17 protein-coding genes are annotated in these 15,584 nt (G+C 60.9%); 6 read left to right on the forward strand and 11 right to left on the reverse strand.

Going from position 1 to position 15,584, the window contains the following annotated elements; all coding sequences use genetic code 11:
* Positions 1 to 7 precede the first annotated feature (7 nt).
* Positions 8 to 520, reverse strand: coding sequence for a DinB family protein (locus tag CHEJ32_RS0104760; protein ID WP_028032836.1), 513 nt, complete (start codon positions 518 to 520; stop codon positions 8 to 10).
* Positions 521 to 732: 212 nt separating this feature from the next.
* Between CHEJ32_RS0104760 and ndk the strand changes: the two genes are divergently transcribed.
* On the forward strand, positions 733 to 1,155 hold the full coding sequence (gene ndk / locus CHEJ32_RS0104765) for a nucleoside-diphosphate kinase (protein ID WP_028032837.1): 423 nt from the start codon (positions 733 to 735) through the stop codon (positions 1,153 to 1,155).
* A 50-nt stretch (positions 1,156 to 1,205) separates the two neighbouring features.
* On the opposite strand, the gene CHEJ32_RS0104770 is transcribed toward ndk, so the two are convergent.
* The 5 genes from CHEJ32_RS0104770 to CHEJ32_RS0104790 all read right to left on the reverse strand — a co-directional run bounded on the left by CHEJ32_RS0104770 (position 1,206) and on the right by CHEJ32_RS0104790 (position 5,316).
* Entirely contained in the window at positions 1,206 to 1,673 is a 468-nt protein-coding gene (locus CHEJ32_RS0104770; protein WP_028032838.1) for a molybdenum cofactor biosynthesis protein MoaE, read from the reverse strand.
* 1 nt (position 1,674) lies between these two features.
* Positions 1,675 to 1,926 (reverse strand): molybdopterin converting factor subunit 1, encoded by a 252-nt coding sequence (moaD, locus tag CHEJ32_RS0104775; protein WP_028032839.1) that lies wholly within the window; start codon positions 1,924 to 1,926, stop codon positions 1,675 to 1,677.
* 1 nt (position 1,927) lies between these two features.
* On the reverse strand, positions 1,928 to 2,536 hold the full coding sequence (pgsA, locus tag CHEJ32_RS0104780) for a CDP-diacylglycerol--glycerol-3-phosphate 3-phosphatidyltransferase (RefSeq protein ID WP_371179779.1): 609 nt from the start codon (positions 2,534 to 2,536) through the stop codon (positions 1,928 to 1,930).
* Positions 2,537 to 2,599: 63 nt separating this feature from the next.
* Positions 2,600 to 4,534: an excinuclease ABC subunit UvrC gene (gene uvrC / locus CHEJ32_RS0104785; RefSeq protein WP_245260991.1), complete on the reverse strand. Its 1,935-nt coding sequence runs from the start codon at positions 4,532 to 4,534 to the stop codon at positions 2,600 to 2,602.
* A 26-nt stretch (positions 4,535 to 4,560) separates the two neighbouring features.
* Positions 4,561 to 5,316 (reverse strand): SDR family oxidoreductase, encoded by a 756-nt coding sequence (locus CHEJ32_RS0104790; RefSeq protein ID WP_028032842.1) that lies wholly within the window; start codon positions 5,314 to 5,316, stop codon positions 4,561 to 4,563.
* A gap of 359 nt (positions 5,317 to 5,675) precedes the next feature.
* On the opposite strand from CHEJ32_RS0104790, the gene CHEJ32_RS0104795 reads away from it, so the two are divergent.
* Positions 5,676 to 6,368: an outer membrane protein gene (locus tag CHEJ32_RS0104795; protein ID WP_371179780.1), complete on the forward strand. Its 693-nt coding sequence runs from the start codon at positions 5,676 to 5,678 to the stop codon at positions 6,366 to 6,368.
* Between the two features lie 73 nt (positions 6,369 to 6,441).
* Here the strand turns inward: CHEJ32_RS0104795 and CHEJ32_RS0104800 are convergent, their stop codons facing one another.
* From CHEJ32_RS0104800 to CHEJ32_RS0104810, 3 genes are all read right to left on the reverse strand, one after another.
* Complete coding sequence (locus CHEJ32_RS0104800) at positions 6,442 to 7,092, reverse strand: ribonuclease T2 (protein ID WP_028032844.1); 651 nt, start codon at positions 7,090 to 7,092, stop codon at positions 6,442 to 6,444.
* 253 nt (positions 7,093 to 7,345) lie between these two features.
* Complete coding sequence (locus CHEJ32_RS0104805; protein ID WP_028032845.1) at positions 7,346 to 7,783, reverse strand: hypothetical protein; 438 nt, start codon at positions 7,781 to 7,783, stop codon at positions 7,346 to 7,348.
* Between the two features lie 88 nt (positions 7,784 to 7,871).
* Positions 7,872 to 8,720 carry a 23S rRNA (adenine(2030)-N(6))-methyltransferase RlmJ gene (locus CHEJ32_RS0104810; RefSeq protein ID WP_028032846.1) on the reverse strand — a complete coding sequence of 283 codons (849 nt, stop codon included), beginning with the start codon at positions 8,718 to 8,720 and terminating at the stop codon, positions 7,872 to 7,874.
* Between the two features lie 77 nt (positions 8,721 to 8,797).
* Here CHEJ32_RS0104810 and CHEJ32_RS0104815 point away from each other — a divergent pair, with 77 nt between their 5' ends.
* Positions 8,798 to 10,900 carry a molybdopterin oxidoreductase family protein gene (locus CHEJ32_RS0104815; RefSeq protein ID WP_028032847.1) on the forward strand — a complete coding sequence of 701 codons (2,103 nt, stop codon included), beginning with the start codon at positions 8,798 to 8,800 and terminating at the stop codon, positions 10,898 to 10,900.
* A gap of 71 nt (positions 10,901 to 10,971) precedes the next feature.
* Here the strand turns inward: CHEJ32_RS0104815 and purN are convergent, their stop codons facing one another.
* Both purN and purM read right to left on the reverse strand, forming a co-directional pair.
* The gene (gene purN, locus CHEJ32_RS0104820; RefSeq protein ID WP_028032848.1) at positions 10,972 to 11,676 is read right to left on the reverse strand and encodes a phosphoribosylglycinamide formyltransferase; all 705 of its coding nucleotides are present in this window, start codon (positions 11,674 to 11,676) and stop codon (positions 10,972 to 10,974) included.
* Positions 11,673 to 12,737: a phosphoribosylformylglycinamidine cyclo-ligase gene (gene purM, locus CHEJ32_RS0104825; protein WP_028032849.1), complete on the reverse strand. Its 1,065-nt coding sequence runs from the start codon at positions 12,735 to 12,737 to the stop codon at positions 11,673 to 11,675. Before purM ends, purN begins: the two co-directional genes overlap by 4 nt.
* 190 nt (positions 12,738 to 12,927) lie before the next feature.
* Between purM and CHEJ32_RS0104830 the strand changes: the two genes are divergently transcribed.
* The 3 genes from CHEJ32_RS0104830 to hdaA are packed head-to-tail and all read left to right on the forward strand — an operon-like array spanning position 12,928 to position 15,297.
* Complete coding sequence (locus tag CHEJ32_RS0104830) at positions 12,928 to 13,485, forward strand: CDP-alcohol phosphatidyltransferase family protein (protein ID WP_028032850.1); 558 nt, start codon at positions 12,928 to 12,930, stop codon at positions 13,483 to 13,485.
* Positions 13,457 to 14,593 carry an AI-2E family transporter gene (locus CHEJ32_RS0104835; RefSeq protein WP_028032851.1) on the forward strand — a complete coding sequence of 379 codons (1,137 nt, stop codon included), beginning with the start codon at positions 13,457 to 13,459 and terminating at the stop codon, positions 14,591 to 14,593. Before CHEJ32_RS0104830 ends, CHEJ32_RS0104835 begins: the two co-directional genes overlap by 29 nt.
* Positions 14,593 to 15,297: a DnaA regulatory inactivator HdaA gene (hdaA, locus tag CHEJ32_RS0104840; RefSeq protein WP_028032852.1), complete on the forward strand. Its 705-nt coding sequence runs from the start codon at positions 14,593 to 14,595 to the stop codon at positions 15,295 to 15,297. The genes CHEJ32_RS0104835 and hdaA overlap by 1 nt, the downstream gene beginning before the upstream one ends.
* Positions 15,298 to 15,584: the final 287 nt, after the last annotated feature.

The raw sequence follows: 15,584 nt of genomic DNA on the forward strand, positions 1-15,584 counted from the left end.
TTCCTGGTCAAGTGTATTTCTGCCCCTCGTCCGTCCGTTGAAAATAGATGAGGTCGAGCGAAGGCGGCCTTTTATTCAGCAGCGACAAGATCGTGTGCGCTTGCCCGCGATGATGCGTTTGATGGTTGAAAAGATGTGATAAAGCGGGAGCGAGCCGCTGCGAGATCGTTTTGGTTTCAACAACGGTAACGTATGTGAAGAAGCCCTCGAGCGCGGCATCGTCCAAGCCGCTGATCCATTCCACAATGCGGTTGTCTTCGGCCTCCCTTTCGAGGCGCAAGGCGGGCATCGTCGAATGGATAATGGCGTCGAGGCGGTTCGGCGCATCGCCTTCGCCGGTGAACCGCTTCATCCAGATGCGGTCAGCGACCAGGATGTGATTGAGGGTGCCCATCATCGATCCGAAGAAGGCGCCGACATCCCGCGTGAATTCCTCCTCGGTCAGTTCGGCTGCCGCGTCGTAGAGAACCCGGTTCGCCCAGCCGTTATACGCCGCCATCATTTTGAAATGCTGCGTCATGCCCATCTCCGCTTTCCAGAATGCCCGCCATTTTACTCGATGCATTTGGCGGACACTCATGAATTCGGCACATTCTTCCCGCGGGAAAAAATGATGGGACCGATGAGGCTGCGATCGCCCGGTTTCGCAGAATGAGCTTCAAGCTCTTCACAGGGGACGCCGCCGCCGTTATAGACCCGCCATCTTTGATTTCCTCATACGAAGGATGTGAAATGGCGATCGAACGCACTTTTTCCATGATCAAGCCGGACGCGACCAAGCGGAACCTGACCGGCGCCATCACCAAGATGCTGGAAGACGCAGGCCTCCGGGTTGTGGCTTCCAAGCGGGTGTGGATGAGCCGCCGCCAAGCCGAAGGGTTCTACGCGGTGCATAAGGACCGTCCCTTCTTCGACGAGCTTTGCGAGTTCATGTCCTCCGGCCCGACAGTCGTGCAGGTGCTCGAAGGCGAGAACGCAATCGCCAAGAACCGCGAGATCATGGGGGCCACAAATCCCGCCAATGCTGACGAAGGCACCATCCGCAAGGTCTTCGCTCTGTCGATCGGGGAAAATTCGGTTCACGGCTCCGATGCCCCGGAAACCGCCGAACAGGAAATCCGCTATTGGTTCTCGGACACGGAGATCGTCGGCTGATCGGTTCTCACGAGCTGCACGAAGAAAAAGCCGGGCACTGACCCGGCTTTTTATTTCTTCCACCTTGCGAGTGCGTCCTCGTCCTCGGCCTTGGCCTCTACCCATCGACCGGGTTCGGCTGCCGTCGCCGGATGTTCCTTCTTCCAGAAGGGTGCTCTCGATTTGAGATAATCCATCAGGAAGTCGGCCGCCTCCAGCGCAGCTTTCCGGTGCGAGGAGGCAGTTACGACAAGCACAATGTTTTCGCCCGGTTCAATCCTGCCGTAGCGGTGGATCACGGTTAAGCCGGAAAGCGACCAGCGATCGGCAGCCTCGCGCGCGATGCGCGCGATTTCAGCCTCAGCCATGCCGGGATAGTGCTCAAGTTCGAGCGCGGCGAGCCGGCCATCTTCATCGCGGCAGCGTCCGGTGAAGGTCACGACTGCACCCACATCTTTCCGGCCAGCCGACAATCGGTTCACCTCGGCAGCGAGATCGAAATCCCCTGCCTGCACGCGGATATGTGGCGCGCAGTCCAAATCAGCCCCCCGTCATGGGCGGGAAGAGGGCGATCTCGCCGTCCCGAGGCAGCGTCGTTTGATGGTCCACATGCTCGTGATTGATGGCGACGCGGATCACTTTCGGATGTTCGAGCGCTGCAGCGTAACCTTCGCCCCGGTCCTTCAGCCATTGGAGAAGATCGGCCACTGTCTTCACCTCGCCGGGCGGATCGACGTCCTCGGCTTCCCTGCCGATACGCTCCCGCACCCACGCGAAATAGACGAGCTTCATCTCATTCCTCGATAATATGCTTCAGGCCGGCACGGAAATAATCGTAGCCGGTGTAGAGCGTGACGAGCGCGGAAAACCACAACAGCGCAATCCCCGTTTCCGTCACATAGGGAACGATCTTGTCGCCGGCCGGGCCGGCGAGGAGGAAGCCGATGGCGACCATCTGGATGGCCGTCTTCCACTTGGCCAGCTGCGTCACCGGCACACTCACCTTCAGCGCGGCGAGATATTCTCTCAGGCCGGACACCAGTATTTCGCGGCACAAGATGATGATAGCTGCCCAGAGGGTCCATCCTGCAATCGTGCGGTCCGTATCGGCCGCGAGCAGGAGAAGGCAAGTTGCGACCAAAAGCTTATCGGCAATGGGGTCGAGCATCCTGCCGATATTGGAAGTCTGCTTCCAGCTCCGCGCGAGGTAGCCGTCGAAATAATCGGTAATGCTGGCAGCCAGGAAAAGCCCGAGGGCGGACCAGCGGGCGAAGTCGCTCGACTGCAGCCGCCCTTCCAGGAAGAAACAGAGCACGATCAACGGCACGGCCATGATGCGCGCGTATGTAAGGAGATTGGGCAGGTTGAAGGCGCGTCGCTGCGACATGGATTGCTGGCTCATCGTAGGCTTACTCAAATCAGACCAGGTGGGCCGTGGTCAAGCGCCCGGTCAGCACAGCGGCGTCTAGCCGCTCTCGTGGAAATGATTGTAGATCTGCCGGGCGATGGATTCCGAGATGCCATCCACCGCCATCAGATCCTCGACCGCCGCACGGCTCACCGCCTTGGCGGTGCCGAAGTGGTGCAGAAGGGAGCGCTTGCGGCCCGGGCCGATCCCGGCGATCTCGTCCAGAGGGTTCTTGACCATCTCCTTTTTGCGGCGGGCGCGATGCGATCCTATCGCGAAACGATGTGCTTCATCCCGCAGGCGTTGCACGAAGTAAAGGACAGGGTCCCGCGGCGGCAGCGTAAAAGGAGGTTTGCCCTCCATGAAGAAGCGCTCGCGTCCCGCGTCGCGGTCGACGCCTTTCGCCACACCGATGGCGATCACGAGCTCGGAAATGCCGAGGTCGTCCAGAATCTGCCGCACGGCCGACATCTGCCCTTGGCCGCCATCGATCAGGATGACGTCAGGCCAGGCAGGAAAGGGAGCATCGCCTTCGTCAACTCCATTGCCGTTACCGGGCAGCCCCTGTTCGCGGATGAGACGGGCGAAGCGGCGCTGCATCACCTCGCGCATCATGCCGAAATCGTCACCCGGGGTGATCTCGGTCGAGCGGATATTGAACTTCCGGTATTGGTTTTTCACGAAACCTTCCGGACCCGCCACGATCATCGCGCCCACAGCATTGGTGCCCATGATGTGCGAGTTGTCGTAGACTTCGATACGTCGCGGCGTAGCCTCTAGACCAAAAGTCTCGGCGAAGCCCTCCAGCAGCCGCGTCTGCGACGATGTTTCCGCAAGCCGCCTACCGAGCGCCTCGCGCGCGTTTTGCAGCGCGTGGTCGGTCAAATCCTTTTTCTCGCCGCGCATCGGCACCGAGACCTGTATCCTTCGGCCGGCGCGCGCCGAAAGCGCCTCCGTCAGGAGTTCCTGATCCTCGACGGGGTGGGAAAGCAGGATCAGGCGGGGGCAGGGCTTGTCGTCGTAGAACTGCGCCAGGAAGGAGCCAAGGACCTCGGCCGGACCAAGTGCGGGATCGGCTTTCGGGAAATAGGCGCGATTGCCCCAGTTCTGGCCCGTGCGAAAGAAGAAGACCTGGATGCAGTTCTGCCCACCTTCCTGATGGATTGCGAACACGTCTGCCTCTTCGATGCCTTGCGGGTTGATCCCCTGGTGACTCTGCACGTGGCTGAGAGCGGCAAGGCGGTCGCGATAGATCGCGGCCCGTTCGAAATCGAGGGCTGCCGAGGCTTCCTGCATGGCCGTGGCGATCTCGCCCTTCACCTTGGTCGAGCGTCCGGACAGGAAATCCTTCGCCTCGGCAACCAGAGTGGCATAGTCCTCCGGACTGATCTCGCCCGTGCAGGGGCCGGAGCAGCGCTTGATCTGGTAGAGCAGGCAGGGCCGCGTCCGGCTTTCGAAGACGGAATCGGTGCAGGTGCGCAGGAGAAACGCCCTTTGCAGCGAATTTATCGTGCGCCCCACCGCACCGGCAGATGCGAAAGGTCCAAAATAGTCGCCCTTCCGCGACCGCGCGCCACGATGCTTGAAAATGCCGGGAGCGGGATGGTCGCCCGTGAGCAGGATGTAGGGAAAGGACTTATCGTCCCGCAGCAGCACGTTAAAGCGTGGCCGCAAACGCTTGATCAGATTTGCCTCGAGGAGAAGCGCCTCTGTCTCTGTGCGGGTGACCACGAATTCCATCGAGGCCGTCTCGCGGATCATGCGCTCGATGCGGTTCGAATGCCCCCGGCCCTGGGCGTAATTGGTGACGCGCTTTTTGAGGCTGCGGGCCTTCCCTACATAGAGAACGTCACCTTCCGCGTTCATCATGCGGTAAACGCCGGGAGCGTTCGGAAGGCGCTTCACGACCGCCTGAATCACCTCCGCTCCCGTGGTGGTGGTGACCTCGGTGCCGGCGCTGTCCCATTCCAGGGCGGCGTCCTCTATGCCCATCATCGCGTTGTTGAGGTCGGCCGTGGTCACGACGCGTCTCCAGTCGGATTCCATGTGAGATGTTTCCCGCCATCAAGGGCAATCATCTGCCCCGTAATGGAAGGTGCCTCCCATAGATAGCGAATCGTGGCGCCGAATTCAGCCAGATCCGGCCCGCGACGCAACAGGAGCGCATCGGTCTGCCGCTGAAAATTTGCTTCGTCTTCGTCCATGTCGGGCAGGGTAGGGCCCGGGCCGATGGCGTTTACCCGGATGCGGGGCGCCAGCGCCTGGGCCATGGTCCGCGTCGCCATCCACAATGCCGCTTTCGAAAGCGTGTAGCTGAAGTGGCGCGGGGTCGGCCTCCAAACGCGCTGGTCGATCATGTTCACTATCAGGCCTTCACGATCCTGCGGTAGCGCCCGGGCAAATTCCTGGGCGAGAATTGCTGGTGCCTTCACATGAAGAGCAAAATGCCGATCCCAAATTTCCTCGGAGAAGTCGGCAAGCGAATCCTCTTCGAAAACGGAGGCATTATTGACGAGGAGATGGACGGGGCCAAGGATGTCTCTCGCCTTCTCGATCAAAGATCTTGCCTGCGTGGATTCAGTAAGGTCCGCCTGCAGAATATAGGCGCGGCCTCCCCCTTTTGCGATGGTTGACGAAAGTTCTTCGGCTTCCTCTCGAGACCTGTCGCAATGGATGGCCACCGTAAAGCCGTGCGTTGCCAGATCGAGCGCTATCGCATGCCCGATTCGCCTAGCTCCGCCGGTGACGAGAACGGTCGTTTCAGTCGGGCGCATCTGCATAACCATTTTGTATTATTTCCATCGAGGCAAAAATATACTTTACTGCTCCAGCACCAAATCCGCCTCCGGGCTGCGACGGACTTGGTGAGTGGCCAGTATGGTTAGCAGATGATTAAGCGAACAACATGGGCTGATCAAATTTGTTGCTGCGAAGCCACACCTGCTACGTCCTTCCGAGGAGCGAATACACGTTCTGCCGTTTGGCCATTTTGCGGCCATCTTGTAGCCATCTTTCACCGCTTTTCCATCAAGCCGGCGGAACCGAGCGGTCCTGAATTCGTTATAAGGCGCACGGTTGGGGTCTGAGGGCGGGTGTCTGCGCGAGACGCGTCCTTTCCCGGAATTTTGCTCATGTGGCTAAGGAGATCACAATGAAGGTCAACAAGAACTCGATGCTAGGCTTTGCAGCCGCTGCCGCGATTATCGCCGGTGCGATGCCTGCCAATGCTGCGGACGTTATCATGGAGCAGCCGCCGGCACCGCCTGCCGCTCCGATGGAAGTGGCTCCGGTCGCGACCTGGGCCGGTCCTTATGCCGGTATCGCGCTCGGCTACGGCTTCTCGGGCAGCACCGAGGTAAGCCCGGCGGGTCTGCCGTCCACCGACATCGACACGGACGGCTTCGTCGGTAACGTGTTCGGCGGTTGGCAGGGCCAGTCCGGCCAGTTCGTATACGGCGTTGAGGGTGACGTCGGCTACAACGGCATGGACGGTGACGACAGCGGCTTCTCCACCGAGGCTGGTGTGGACGGCACGCTGCGTGCGCGTCTCGGCTACGCTGCGACCGACAACGTTCTGCTCTACGCCACGGGTGGTGGTGCAGTTGGTCGCCACGAGGTTTCCAACGCCCTCGGCTCCGACTCCCAGACCATGTGGGGCTGGACCGCTGGTGCCGGTGTCGACGTGAAGCTGACGCCGAAGGCCTTCGCCCGTCTCGAGTACCGCTACACCGATCTCGGCAGCGAGACCTTCACCATTGGTGGTGTCGATCACGATGTCGATGCGACGAGCAACAAGGTGCTGCTCGGCGTCGGTATGCAGTTCTAAGAACGGCAGCAATGCCATCGGAAAGGCCGGGCGCGAGCCCGGCTTTTTCTTTTTCAGCGTGGCGGCCGCAGGATTATCGCGCCGGGGGCATAGCCACGTCAGCTTTCCGACAAGAATCCTCGTCCACCTCTTCGCAGGAGCGGAATTCCAGGTCCCGCGTGAGGCAAATCCGAACCTCTCGCAAATAACGCCTGTCGCAGGTTACCGCTATTCCAGACGCTGGCAGATCCGGGTTGGCGGCCAGGAATTTTTCTTCCACATCAGCAGGTGAAACGGCACGGGGCTCCTCAAGTCCGGAAAAGTCACCGGGGACTTTGATCCGTTCCCACGCCTGCCGCAGGAGGGCGAAATAACTGCCCTGATCGAGGCCGGAACAGGACCCGTGCTTGCGCCATTGATGACCCATCAGGCCGGCGGAGGGCACCAGATCCCGGTAGGCTTCCACCATTTTTCGAGGTACACGACCGGGCTGCCGCGTCCGGCAGAATTCGGGATACCCGTTCTCATATTGCGGCCAAAGACCGTGCACGACGAAGCTATAGGGGTGTGTCGCGATGCACTGTTCCTCGTTTGCATCGGCGCCTGCCGCCGCGCAGTAGCTCGGCGACCATGAGAGCGAGAGCACGTAGAAGTCGAAGACCCCGGCCTCGGCCCCCCGCTCGCCTGAGAGAGCGGGGCAGATGCTGGTTGCGACGAAAATGAGCGCTCCCGCCCATCGGCGCATGCCTATCTCCGTTTGGCTTTAGCCCGTACCGGCTGCAGCCGGGTGCGATGCCACCAGATCGGAAGCATCAGGGTCGGGATCAGCAGGGGGATGTAAAACAAAAACGATATATCCATCATAAGTCCTATATCGTAGCGGTATTAGGAGAAAACAATACGCCTATAGGACAGGATAGAAGAGAACATCCCGTTTACGCATGTTCTCAAATTCTCGCTAAATTTCACCCTGCTGGTGAGTCCGCTGCGGCTCTCCCTCAGCGCAGAACACGGCAGGATGCGTTGTAGACATTCCAGCGATCGAAACCGAGCACGCAGAATTCCACATTGTCACCAATGCCGGCGAAACCCTGACCATATTCGATCAGGTACCAGATTGGCCGATCCTGGCCGTCGGAAAGCCGCGCGGTGGCCTGGCAATACCGCCGCTCGATCGGGCTGTTGAAGGTCGCAGGCTCATAGCGGGTCAGCCGCGCACCGTAGAAATCGACGATATCGACATTGGGCAGGTTCGGCACATGGGTGACCTGGTAGCGAAAGCGATTCTGGATCGTGCCGCGTACGCTTTGATGGCCGCAGATCGTATCTTCGCCGGCATAGACGCCGATGAAATCCGCTGCCTGTACGGCAGTTGCCTGCATCAACGCGGAAAACGACAGAGCTAGACTGGCTGCAAGAGCTGCAAGGCGTGCCATGAATTCTCTCCTGATGAGGCCCGATATGATTAGTTTCTGTCAGCCGTTGATGCTGGTCAAGATGAAGAGCATCTGGCGGCGATCGTCATTATTCCTTTGTAAGCTGTGTCAGGGAGAAATCCCCCTTTCCATCCTCTCCCAATCTTTCCGCAAGAACGGGAAGGAGAACGCGGAGTTCCTCTTTCAGCACATAAGGCGGATTGACGACGATCATGCCGGAGCCGTCCAGCCGCGCCTCGGGTGCAGGAGGACGAATGGTGAGCGCGACATCGAGGATATCGGGAACGCCGCTCTCAGCTAATGCCTGTCGGAACCGATCGACCGCTTTGCGATCTTTCACTGGATACCAGAACGCATAAATTCCGGTCGGCCAGCGCCGGTGGGCCTTCTTGAGGCTGTCGACCATGCGGGTGAACTCCCCCTCCTTCTCAAAGGGAGGGTCTGTCAGCACCAAGCCGCGCCGCTCCTTGGGCGGAAGGTGAGCCCCGAGCGCCAGCCACCCGTCGAGTTCGATCACCCGGACCTGGTGATCTCCCCCGAAGTTTTGCTTCAGCAGCTGAACGTCTTCCGGATGAAGCTCTATCGCGGTCAGGCGGTCCTGTTTGCGCAGGAGGTGGCGGGCGATCAGCGGCGAGCCGGGATAGAAGCCCATTTCGCCTGCAGTGTTTACAGCACGAACGACCTCAAGCAGCGGCTGCAGGAGGTTGCCGGCCTCGCTGCCCGGCGAGGCCGCCAGAAGCCTGCCGATGCCGTTCTGCCATTCGCCGGTCTTTTGCGCCTCCTCCGAGAAAAGGCTGTAGAGTCCCACACCTGCGTGCGTGTCGATCACGCGAAAGGGTTTTTCCTTCCGCTTGAGATATTCTATGACACGCACAAGGATCGCGTGCTTCATCACATCGGCGAAATTCCCGGCATGATAGGCGTGGCGATAATTCATTTTTCCTCGGGCTGCATGAAAGCTTCTGACCGCTTTGGCCCTACTCCGAAGAAGGCGACGCCGCTAGTCTCCGCGCCATGAACACACATGTGCAAACCCGCATAGGCCACTCGGCCTGCCCGCATGATTGCCCCTCCACCTGTGCGCTCGATGTCGAGATCGTCGACGGCCGTCTGGGCCGTGTGCACGGTGCCAGGGACAACAGCTACACCGCCGGCGTCATCTGCGCCAAGGTCGCCCGCTATGCCGAGCGGGTATATCATCCCGAGCGCCTCCTGAAACCGCTGGTGCGCGCCGGCGCCAAAGGGGAGGGAGCCTGGAAGGAGGCGAGTTGGGAGGCCGCGCTAGACCGCGTCGCCGAGGCGTTCCTTCGGGCGGAAGAAAAATACGGAAGCGAAACCGTCTGGCCTTATCATTATGCGGGCACGATGGGACTGGTACAGCGCGACTCGATTCATCGGGTTCGTCACGCCAAGCGCTATTCCAAGCAGTTCGACACGATTTGCACGAACCCGGCCTGGGCTGGTTACGTAATGGGGACGGGCGCACTGCATGGGGCGGATCCCCGCGAGATGGCCAAGGCCGATTGTGTCGTGATCTGGGGGACCAACGCGGTTGCGACCCAGGTCAATGTCATGACGCATGCCGTTCGCGCCCGGAAAGAGCGGGGCGCCAGGATCGTTGTCGTCGATGTCTACGACAATGCGACAATGAAGCAGGCGGATCTCGGCATTATAGTTCGTCCCGGGACGGACGGCGCACTTGCCTGTGCCGTGATGCATGTTCTCTTCCGGGACGGTTTTGCCGATTGGCCTTATCTCGAAAAATATACGGATGACCCGCGAGGGCTGGAGGCCCATCTGGCCACCCGCACGCCGGAGTGGGCGGAGGCGATTACTGGCGTTCCGGCATCTGAGATCGAAACCTTTGCCCGCCTGGTGGGCCAAACCAAGCGCACCTATTTCCGACTGGGCTATGGCTTCACGCGCAACCGCAACGGCGCGGTGAACATGCATGCCGCGCTCTCCATCGCGGCGGTGACGGGTGCATGGCAATATGAAGGCGGCGGGGCCTTCCATTCGAACTCCGGCATTTTCGGGCTGGACAAGTCGCTTATCGAGGGGACGGCGTTTGCCGATCCCTCGATAAGATCCCTCGACCAGTCCCAGATCGGCCGGGTGCTGACCGGGGATCCCCAGGCGTTGCACGGGGGACCTCCGGTGACGGCAATGCTCATCCAGAACACCAATCCGGCCAATGTGGCTCCGGAACAGCGGCTGGTGAAGCGCGGTTTCCTGCGCGATGACCTTTTTGTCTGCGTGCACGAGCAGTTCATGACAGACACGGCCAAGCTCGCCGATGTCGTGCTGCCCGCGACGATGTTCATCGAGCACGATGACATTTATCGCGGGGGCGGCCACCAGCACATCCTGCTTGGCCCGAAGCTCATCGACCCGCCTGCGGAGGCACGCGAGAATATCTATGTAATCGACGAGCTGGCGAAGCGCTTGGGGGTTGCCCATCTGCCCGGCTTCGGCTTGTCCGCGCGGGAGCATCTCGACTGGATGCTGGCACAGCGGGGGCTTGGCACATTCGACAGCTTCCGTCACGAACGGTGGGCAGATGTGCAGCCGGATTTCGAGACAGCCCATTTCCTGAACGGTTTCGGGCATCCGGACGGAAAATTTCGCTTTAGCCCGAAATGGACGGGAACACCGGGCCCCAACCATCCGCCTCGATCGATCGGCTTCCAGGGCCCGCATGAGCGTCTGCCGGCCTTTCCAGATCATGTGGATTTTATCGAAGAGACGGATGCGGAGCATCCGTTCCGGCTGGCCACCTCGCCGGCGCGCAGCTTCCTGAATTCCAGCTTCACGGAAACACCGGGGTCCAAAAAGCGGGAGGGCAGGCCAGAACTGATTCTGCATCCCGAAGACGCTGCCCTGATGGGGATAGCCGAGGGCGATCGGGTGGAGATCGGCAATGGGCGCGGCGAGGTCGTGCTGCACGCCAAACTGTTCGATGGCGTGCGCCGTGGTGTCGTCATCGCTGAAGGCATCTGGCCGAACAGCGCTCATGAACGAGGGGAGGGCATCAATGTGCTGACGGGCGCCGATGCCGTTGCCCCCTACGGAGGGGCGGCCGTTCACGACACGAAAGTGTGGGTTCGGCCGGCCTAAGCGGATCGGCGGCACCGCTAGCAGGTGCCGTTCTGGATCAAAATCTCTTTGATGCGGATGGCCGGCGAGCCTTATGGCGTGAGGCGGGCGAGGTCTTCGAGACCGGCAACCTGCTCTACGGACGAAGGGGCCATCAGGCTCGCGTGAGCGCCCCAGCCGATATCGGCGGTGGAAGCGAAGGCCGTCCTGCCATCCTTCATCCATGCACGCCCGGAAGCGACGAGAGAAAGTGCCAATGGGTAGATCCGGTGCTCCACCTTCAGCACCCGCTCTGCGAGGCTATCCTCGGTGTCGTCCGGCAGGACCGGTACTGCGGCCTGCGCAATGATCGGGCCGGAATCCATCTCATGCGTGACGAAATGCACCGTGCAGCCATGGATGCGCATCCCAGCATCAAAAGCCTTCCGATGCGTGTCGAGGCCTTTGAAGAGGGGAAGCAGTGAAGGATGGATATTGATCATCCGGCCTTCCCAGCGTTTGACGAACGCTTCGCTCAGCATGCGCATGAAGCCGGCCAGACAGATCAGTTCCACCCGGTATTGACCGAGCGCCTCATCGATCGCCTGCTCATGCGCTTCCTTGTCCGCGAACTCGCTGCGAACCACGGCGACGGCCGGTATGCCCGCCGCCCTAGCCGCCGAGAGGCCGGGCGCGTCTGCCTTGTCGCTTAGGATGCAGGCGATCTCCGCGGGGAAATCGGTTTCCGCGGCGGCGCGGATCAGCGCCGACATGTTGGAGCCGCGGCCAGAAATGAGGATTGCTGTCTTCTTTCTCACAGCGCCAGGGCTCCTTGGTAGATCACGCCCTTGTCCCTGCGCGGCACGACGCCGCCAAGGATCTCGACCTGCTCTCCGGCCTTCTGGAGGACAGCCGCCACCTGTGCGGCCTGGCCGGCAGCGACGACGGCAATCATACCGATACCGCAGTTGAAGGTACGCAGCATTTCCTCGGCGGCGACCCCACCCTGGGCAGCGAGCCAGGAGAAGACCGGGGGAACGTTGACCGCGTCCAGGTTGATTTCGGCAGCGTAGGAAGACGGCAGAACGCGGGGAATGTTTTCCGGAAAACCGCCGCCGGTGATGTGAGCCAGCGCCTTGATGCCATGCGTCCCGGCAATGGCCGAGAGAACGGATTTCACATAGATGCGGGTAGGGGTGAGCAGGGCCTCAGCCAAGGAATGTTCTGCCTCAAAGGGGGCGGCATCGTTCCAGCCCAGGCCGCTCAGTTCGACGATCCTGCGCACCAGCGAAAAGCCGTTCGAATGCAGACCGGAGGACGCAAGACCCAGGATGACGTCGCCTTCGAGGATATCGTTCGTCGGCAGGAGTTGGCCACGTTCGGCCGCACCGACGGCAAAGCCGGCCAGATCATAATCGCCGTCGCGGTACATGCCCGGCATCTCCGCCGTTTCGCCGCCTATGAGCGCGCAGCCCGCCTGACGGCATCCCTCGGCAATGCCCGCAATGATCGCTGCTCCCTGTTCGGGATCGAGTTTGCCGGTCGCGAAATAGTCGAGGAAGAAGAGGGGTTCGGCGCCCTGCACCACGAGGTCGTTGACACACATCGCCACCAGATCGATGCCCACGGTGTCATGTCTGCCCGATTCGATCGCCACTTTGAGTTTCGTTCCGACGCCATCATTGGCAGCCACCAGGACGGGATCTGTGAACCCTGCCGCCTTCAGGTCGAAAAGCCCGCCGAAGCCACCGATTTCGCCGTCGGCTCCCGGCCGGCGCGTTGATCGCACCAGGGGTTTGATCTTGTCCACGAGCGCGTTGCCCGCATCGATGTCCACGCCGGCATCGGCGTAGCTGAGGCCTTTTTCTTTCTGGATCATGGCATCTTCCAGTCGCGCTTGTCGTTCCCCGGCTATTGGCACGGAAGGGGAGGGCATCGCAAGGAGCCTGGCAAGGTGCGCACAGCGTTTGACCAAATCTCTCTTGCGGTGGCGCGTGGGCGCAGCCATTTATGCGGGCACGCGCGCTGCGTTTGAAGGATAGTATAGCGGCCGTCGGAGAGGAACCGGATTGACCATACCCAATCTCATTACGCTGTTGCGCTTTCTGCTCGTACCCGGAGTTATTTTCGCGCTTCTCACAGGCGAGGTGGAGTGGGCCTTCGCCGGTTTCGTCTTCGCGGCCGTCTCGGACGGGGTAGACGGGTTCATCGCCCGCCAATTCAACCAGCGTAGCGAGCTTGGCGCCTATCTCGACCCGATGGCCGACAAGCTGTTGCTCGTGAGCGTCTTCGTCGTGCTGGGTTATATGGGCAATTTGCCGCTCTGGCTCGTCGTGGCTGCCGTTTCGCGCGACGGGCTCATTGTGGGCGGAGTACTCCTCTCGGCCGTTATGGACCAGCCAGTGGCGATGAAGCCGCTCCTCGTCTCCAAGGCCAACACGCTGGTGCAGCTGCTTCTTGCCGCCCTCGTGCTCGCGGGGCTTACCTTCGACTTTTCGCTCGGACCGATTTTTCCCGCGCTCGTCTATTTCTCAGGCCTCTTGACCGTGGCGTCGGGCGCGGCCTATCTCGTTGGCTGGATCAAGCATATGGGCGGTTATGTCGATACCGGCACCTCGGGACAGTGAGGCGGCGCCGCGCGGGGCGCTCGTCCGGCAGGTCACTTTCTGGCTCATAGCGGCCGCCATCCTGATTCTGTTTCTTTATGTCTTCAGTTCCATCCTGCTGCCCTTCCTGGCCGGGATGGTGCTCGCCTATTTCCTGGATCCGATCGCCGATCGGCTGGAACGCCTGGGCCTGTCGCGGCTGGCCGCCACGATTTTCATCCTATGCGCCTTCATCATAGTGCTCGTCATCGCGTTGATGGTGATCATACCCGTTCTCGGCAATCAGCTTGCTGATTTCACGGTCCGGCTTCCCGAATATCTGACGCGGCTTCAGGCCCTCATCACGAATATCGACCCGGGCTGGTTCGAGGAGACGATCGGGGTCAATCCGCAGTCCCTGCAGGAGGGATTGAGCACGCTCTTGACGCAGGGCGCGGGGTTCGTCGCAACGCTGTTCAAATCCATCTGGAGTTCGGGCGTGGCGCTGGTGAATCTCGCGAGCCTCTTCGTGGTCACGCCGGTCGTGGCCTTCTACATGCTGCTCGACTGGGATCACATGATATCCCGAGTCGACAGCTGGGTGCCGCGTGAGCATGTGGAGACCGTCCGTCAAATCGCGCGCGACATCAATGTCGCCACGGCCGGTTTCGTGCGCGGCCAGGGAACGATCTGTCTCATCCTGGGCTGCTTTTACGCCGTCGGGCTGACTTTGGTGGGGCTCAATTTTGGCCTTCTCATCGGCTTTTTTGCGGGAGTGATCAGCTTTATTCCGTTCGTTGGCTCCCTTGTCGGGCTGGCGCTATCGATAGGGGTTGCGGTCGTCCAATTCTGGCCGGAGTGGTACTGGGTGCTGGCGGTAGCAGCGATCTTTTTCGCCGGACAGTTCGTGGAAGGCAATATACTGCAGCCTAAACTTGTCGGCCGGAGCGTCGGTTTGCATCCCGTCTGGCTGATGTTCGCCCTTTACGCATTCGGCTACCTCTTCGGCTTTGTGGGCCTGCTGGTTGCTGTGCCGGCCTCTGCTGCCGTCGCTGTGCTCGTGCGGTTTGCGCTTTCACGCTATCTCGATTCGCCCCTCTATAACGGCCATGAGCCACTTGCCCCCGAGCAGAAGGGCCGTGACCGCTGATGGCACGGGCTCTTTCGCCGCGGCAATTGCCGCTCGACTTGGCCTATGAGGAGGGACGTTCGCGGGACGATCTTGTGGTTACGCCTGCCAACGAGGTTGCCGTGGGCCTGGTGGAAAGCTGGCCGGATTGGCCGGCAGCGGTGGTGGTGCTCGCCGGGCCGATGGGATCGGGAAAAACGCATCTCGGCGAGATATGGTGCGATCAGTGCGGTGCCTTTTCCGTTTCGGCGACTGCGATAGAAGCCGAGGCGATGGCGGCGGCCGAGCATGGTCCCGTGTTCATCGACGATGCTGATAGTCCGCTCCTCGACGAGACCGGTCTGTTCCACCTGATCAATACGGTTCGCAGCAGCCATACGCATTTGTTACTCACCGCGCGTCACCTGCCATCGGCCTGGGGTGTGAAGCTTCCCGACCTCCTTTCCCGGTTGCGGGCCGCTGCTGCGGTGGAGATGCGGGAACCTGACGAGATGCTGCTTGCCGGCGTCATCGTAAAGCTGTTCGCCGACCGCCAGGTGAGCGTGGAGCCGCATGTCGTGCAGTTCATTCTCCGCCGCATGGAGCGCTCTCTCTCCGCAGCCCAGCGCATCGTGGAGCGTCTTGACCGGGTAGCGCTTGAACGCAAGATCCGGATCTCGCGGGCCCTTGCTTCCGAGATTCTCGATGAAATGGATTGGGGCCAGCAGGGCAGGCTGGATCTTTGACCGAATAGCTCTCCCATTTTTTCAATGCCCCTGCCTTTGTGAAGGCAAATCGCTCTCTGGAGGGAACACCGAAGATCGTTCTCGGTTGGGTGGCCGTGCGTCCAAAGCACGTGAAAACATCGATTCGGGAGAGTTACAACATGAACAGGCTTCTTTTGAGCTCCGTGGGCGCCCTCGCGCTGACAGCGGCGACAGTCGGCTTCGCCTCGGCGCAGTCCAGCACCAGCAGTACTGCAACGCCGGGAATGGCGTCCGCGCCGAACATCACCTGCCAACAGTTTGCGGCG

It is taken from the genome of Chelativorans sp. J32, assembly GCF_000518985.1.
GTDB lineage: Bacteria > Pseudomonadota > Alphaproteobacteria > Rhizobiales > Rhizobiaceae > Chelativorans.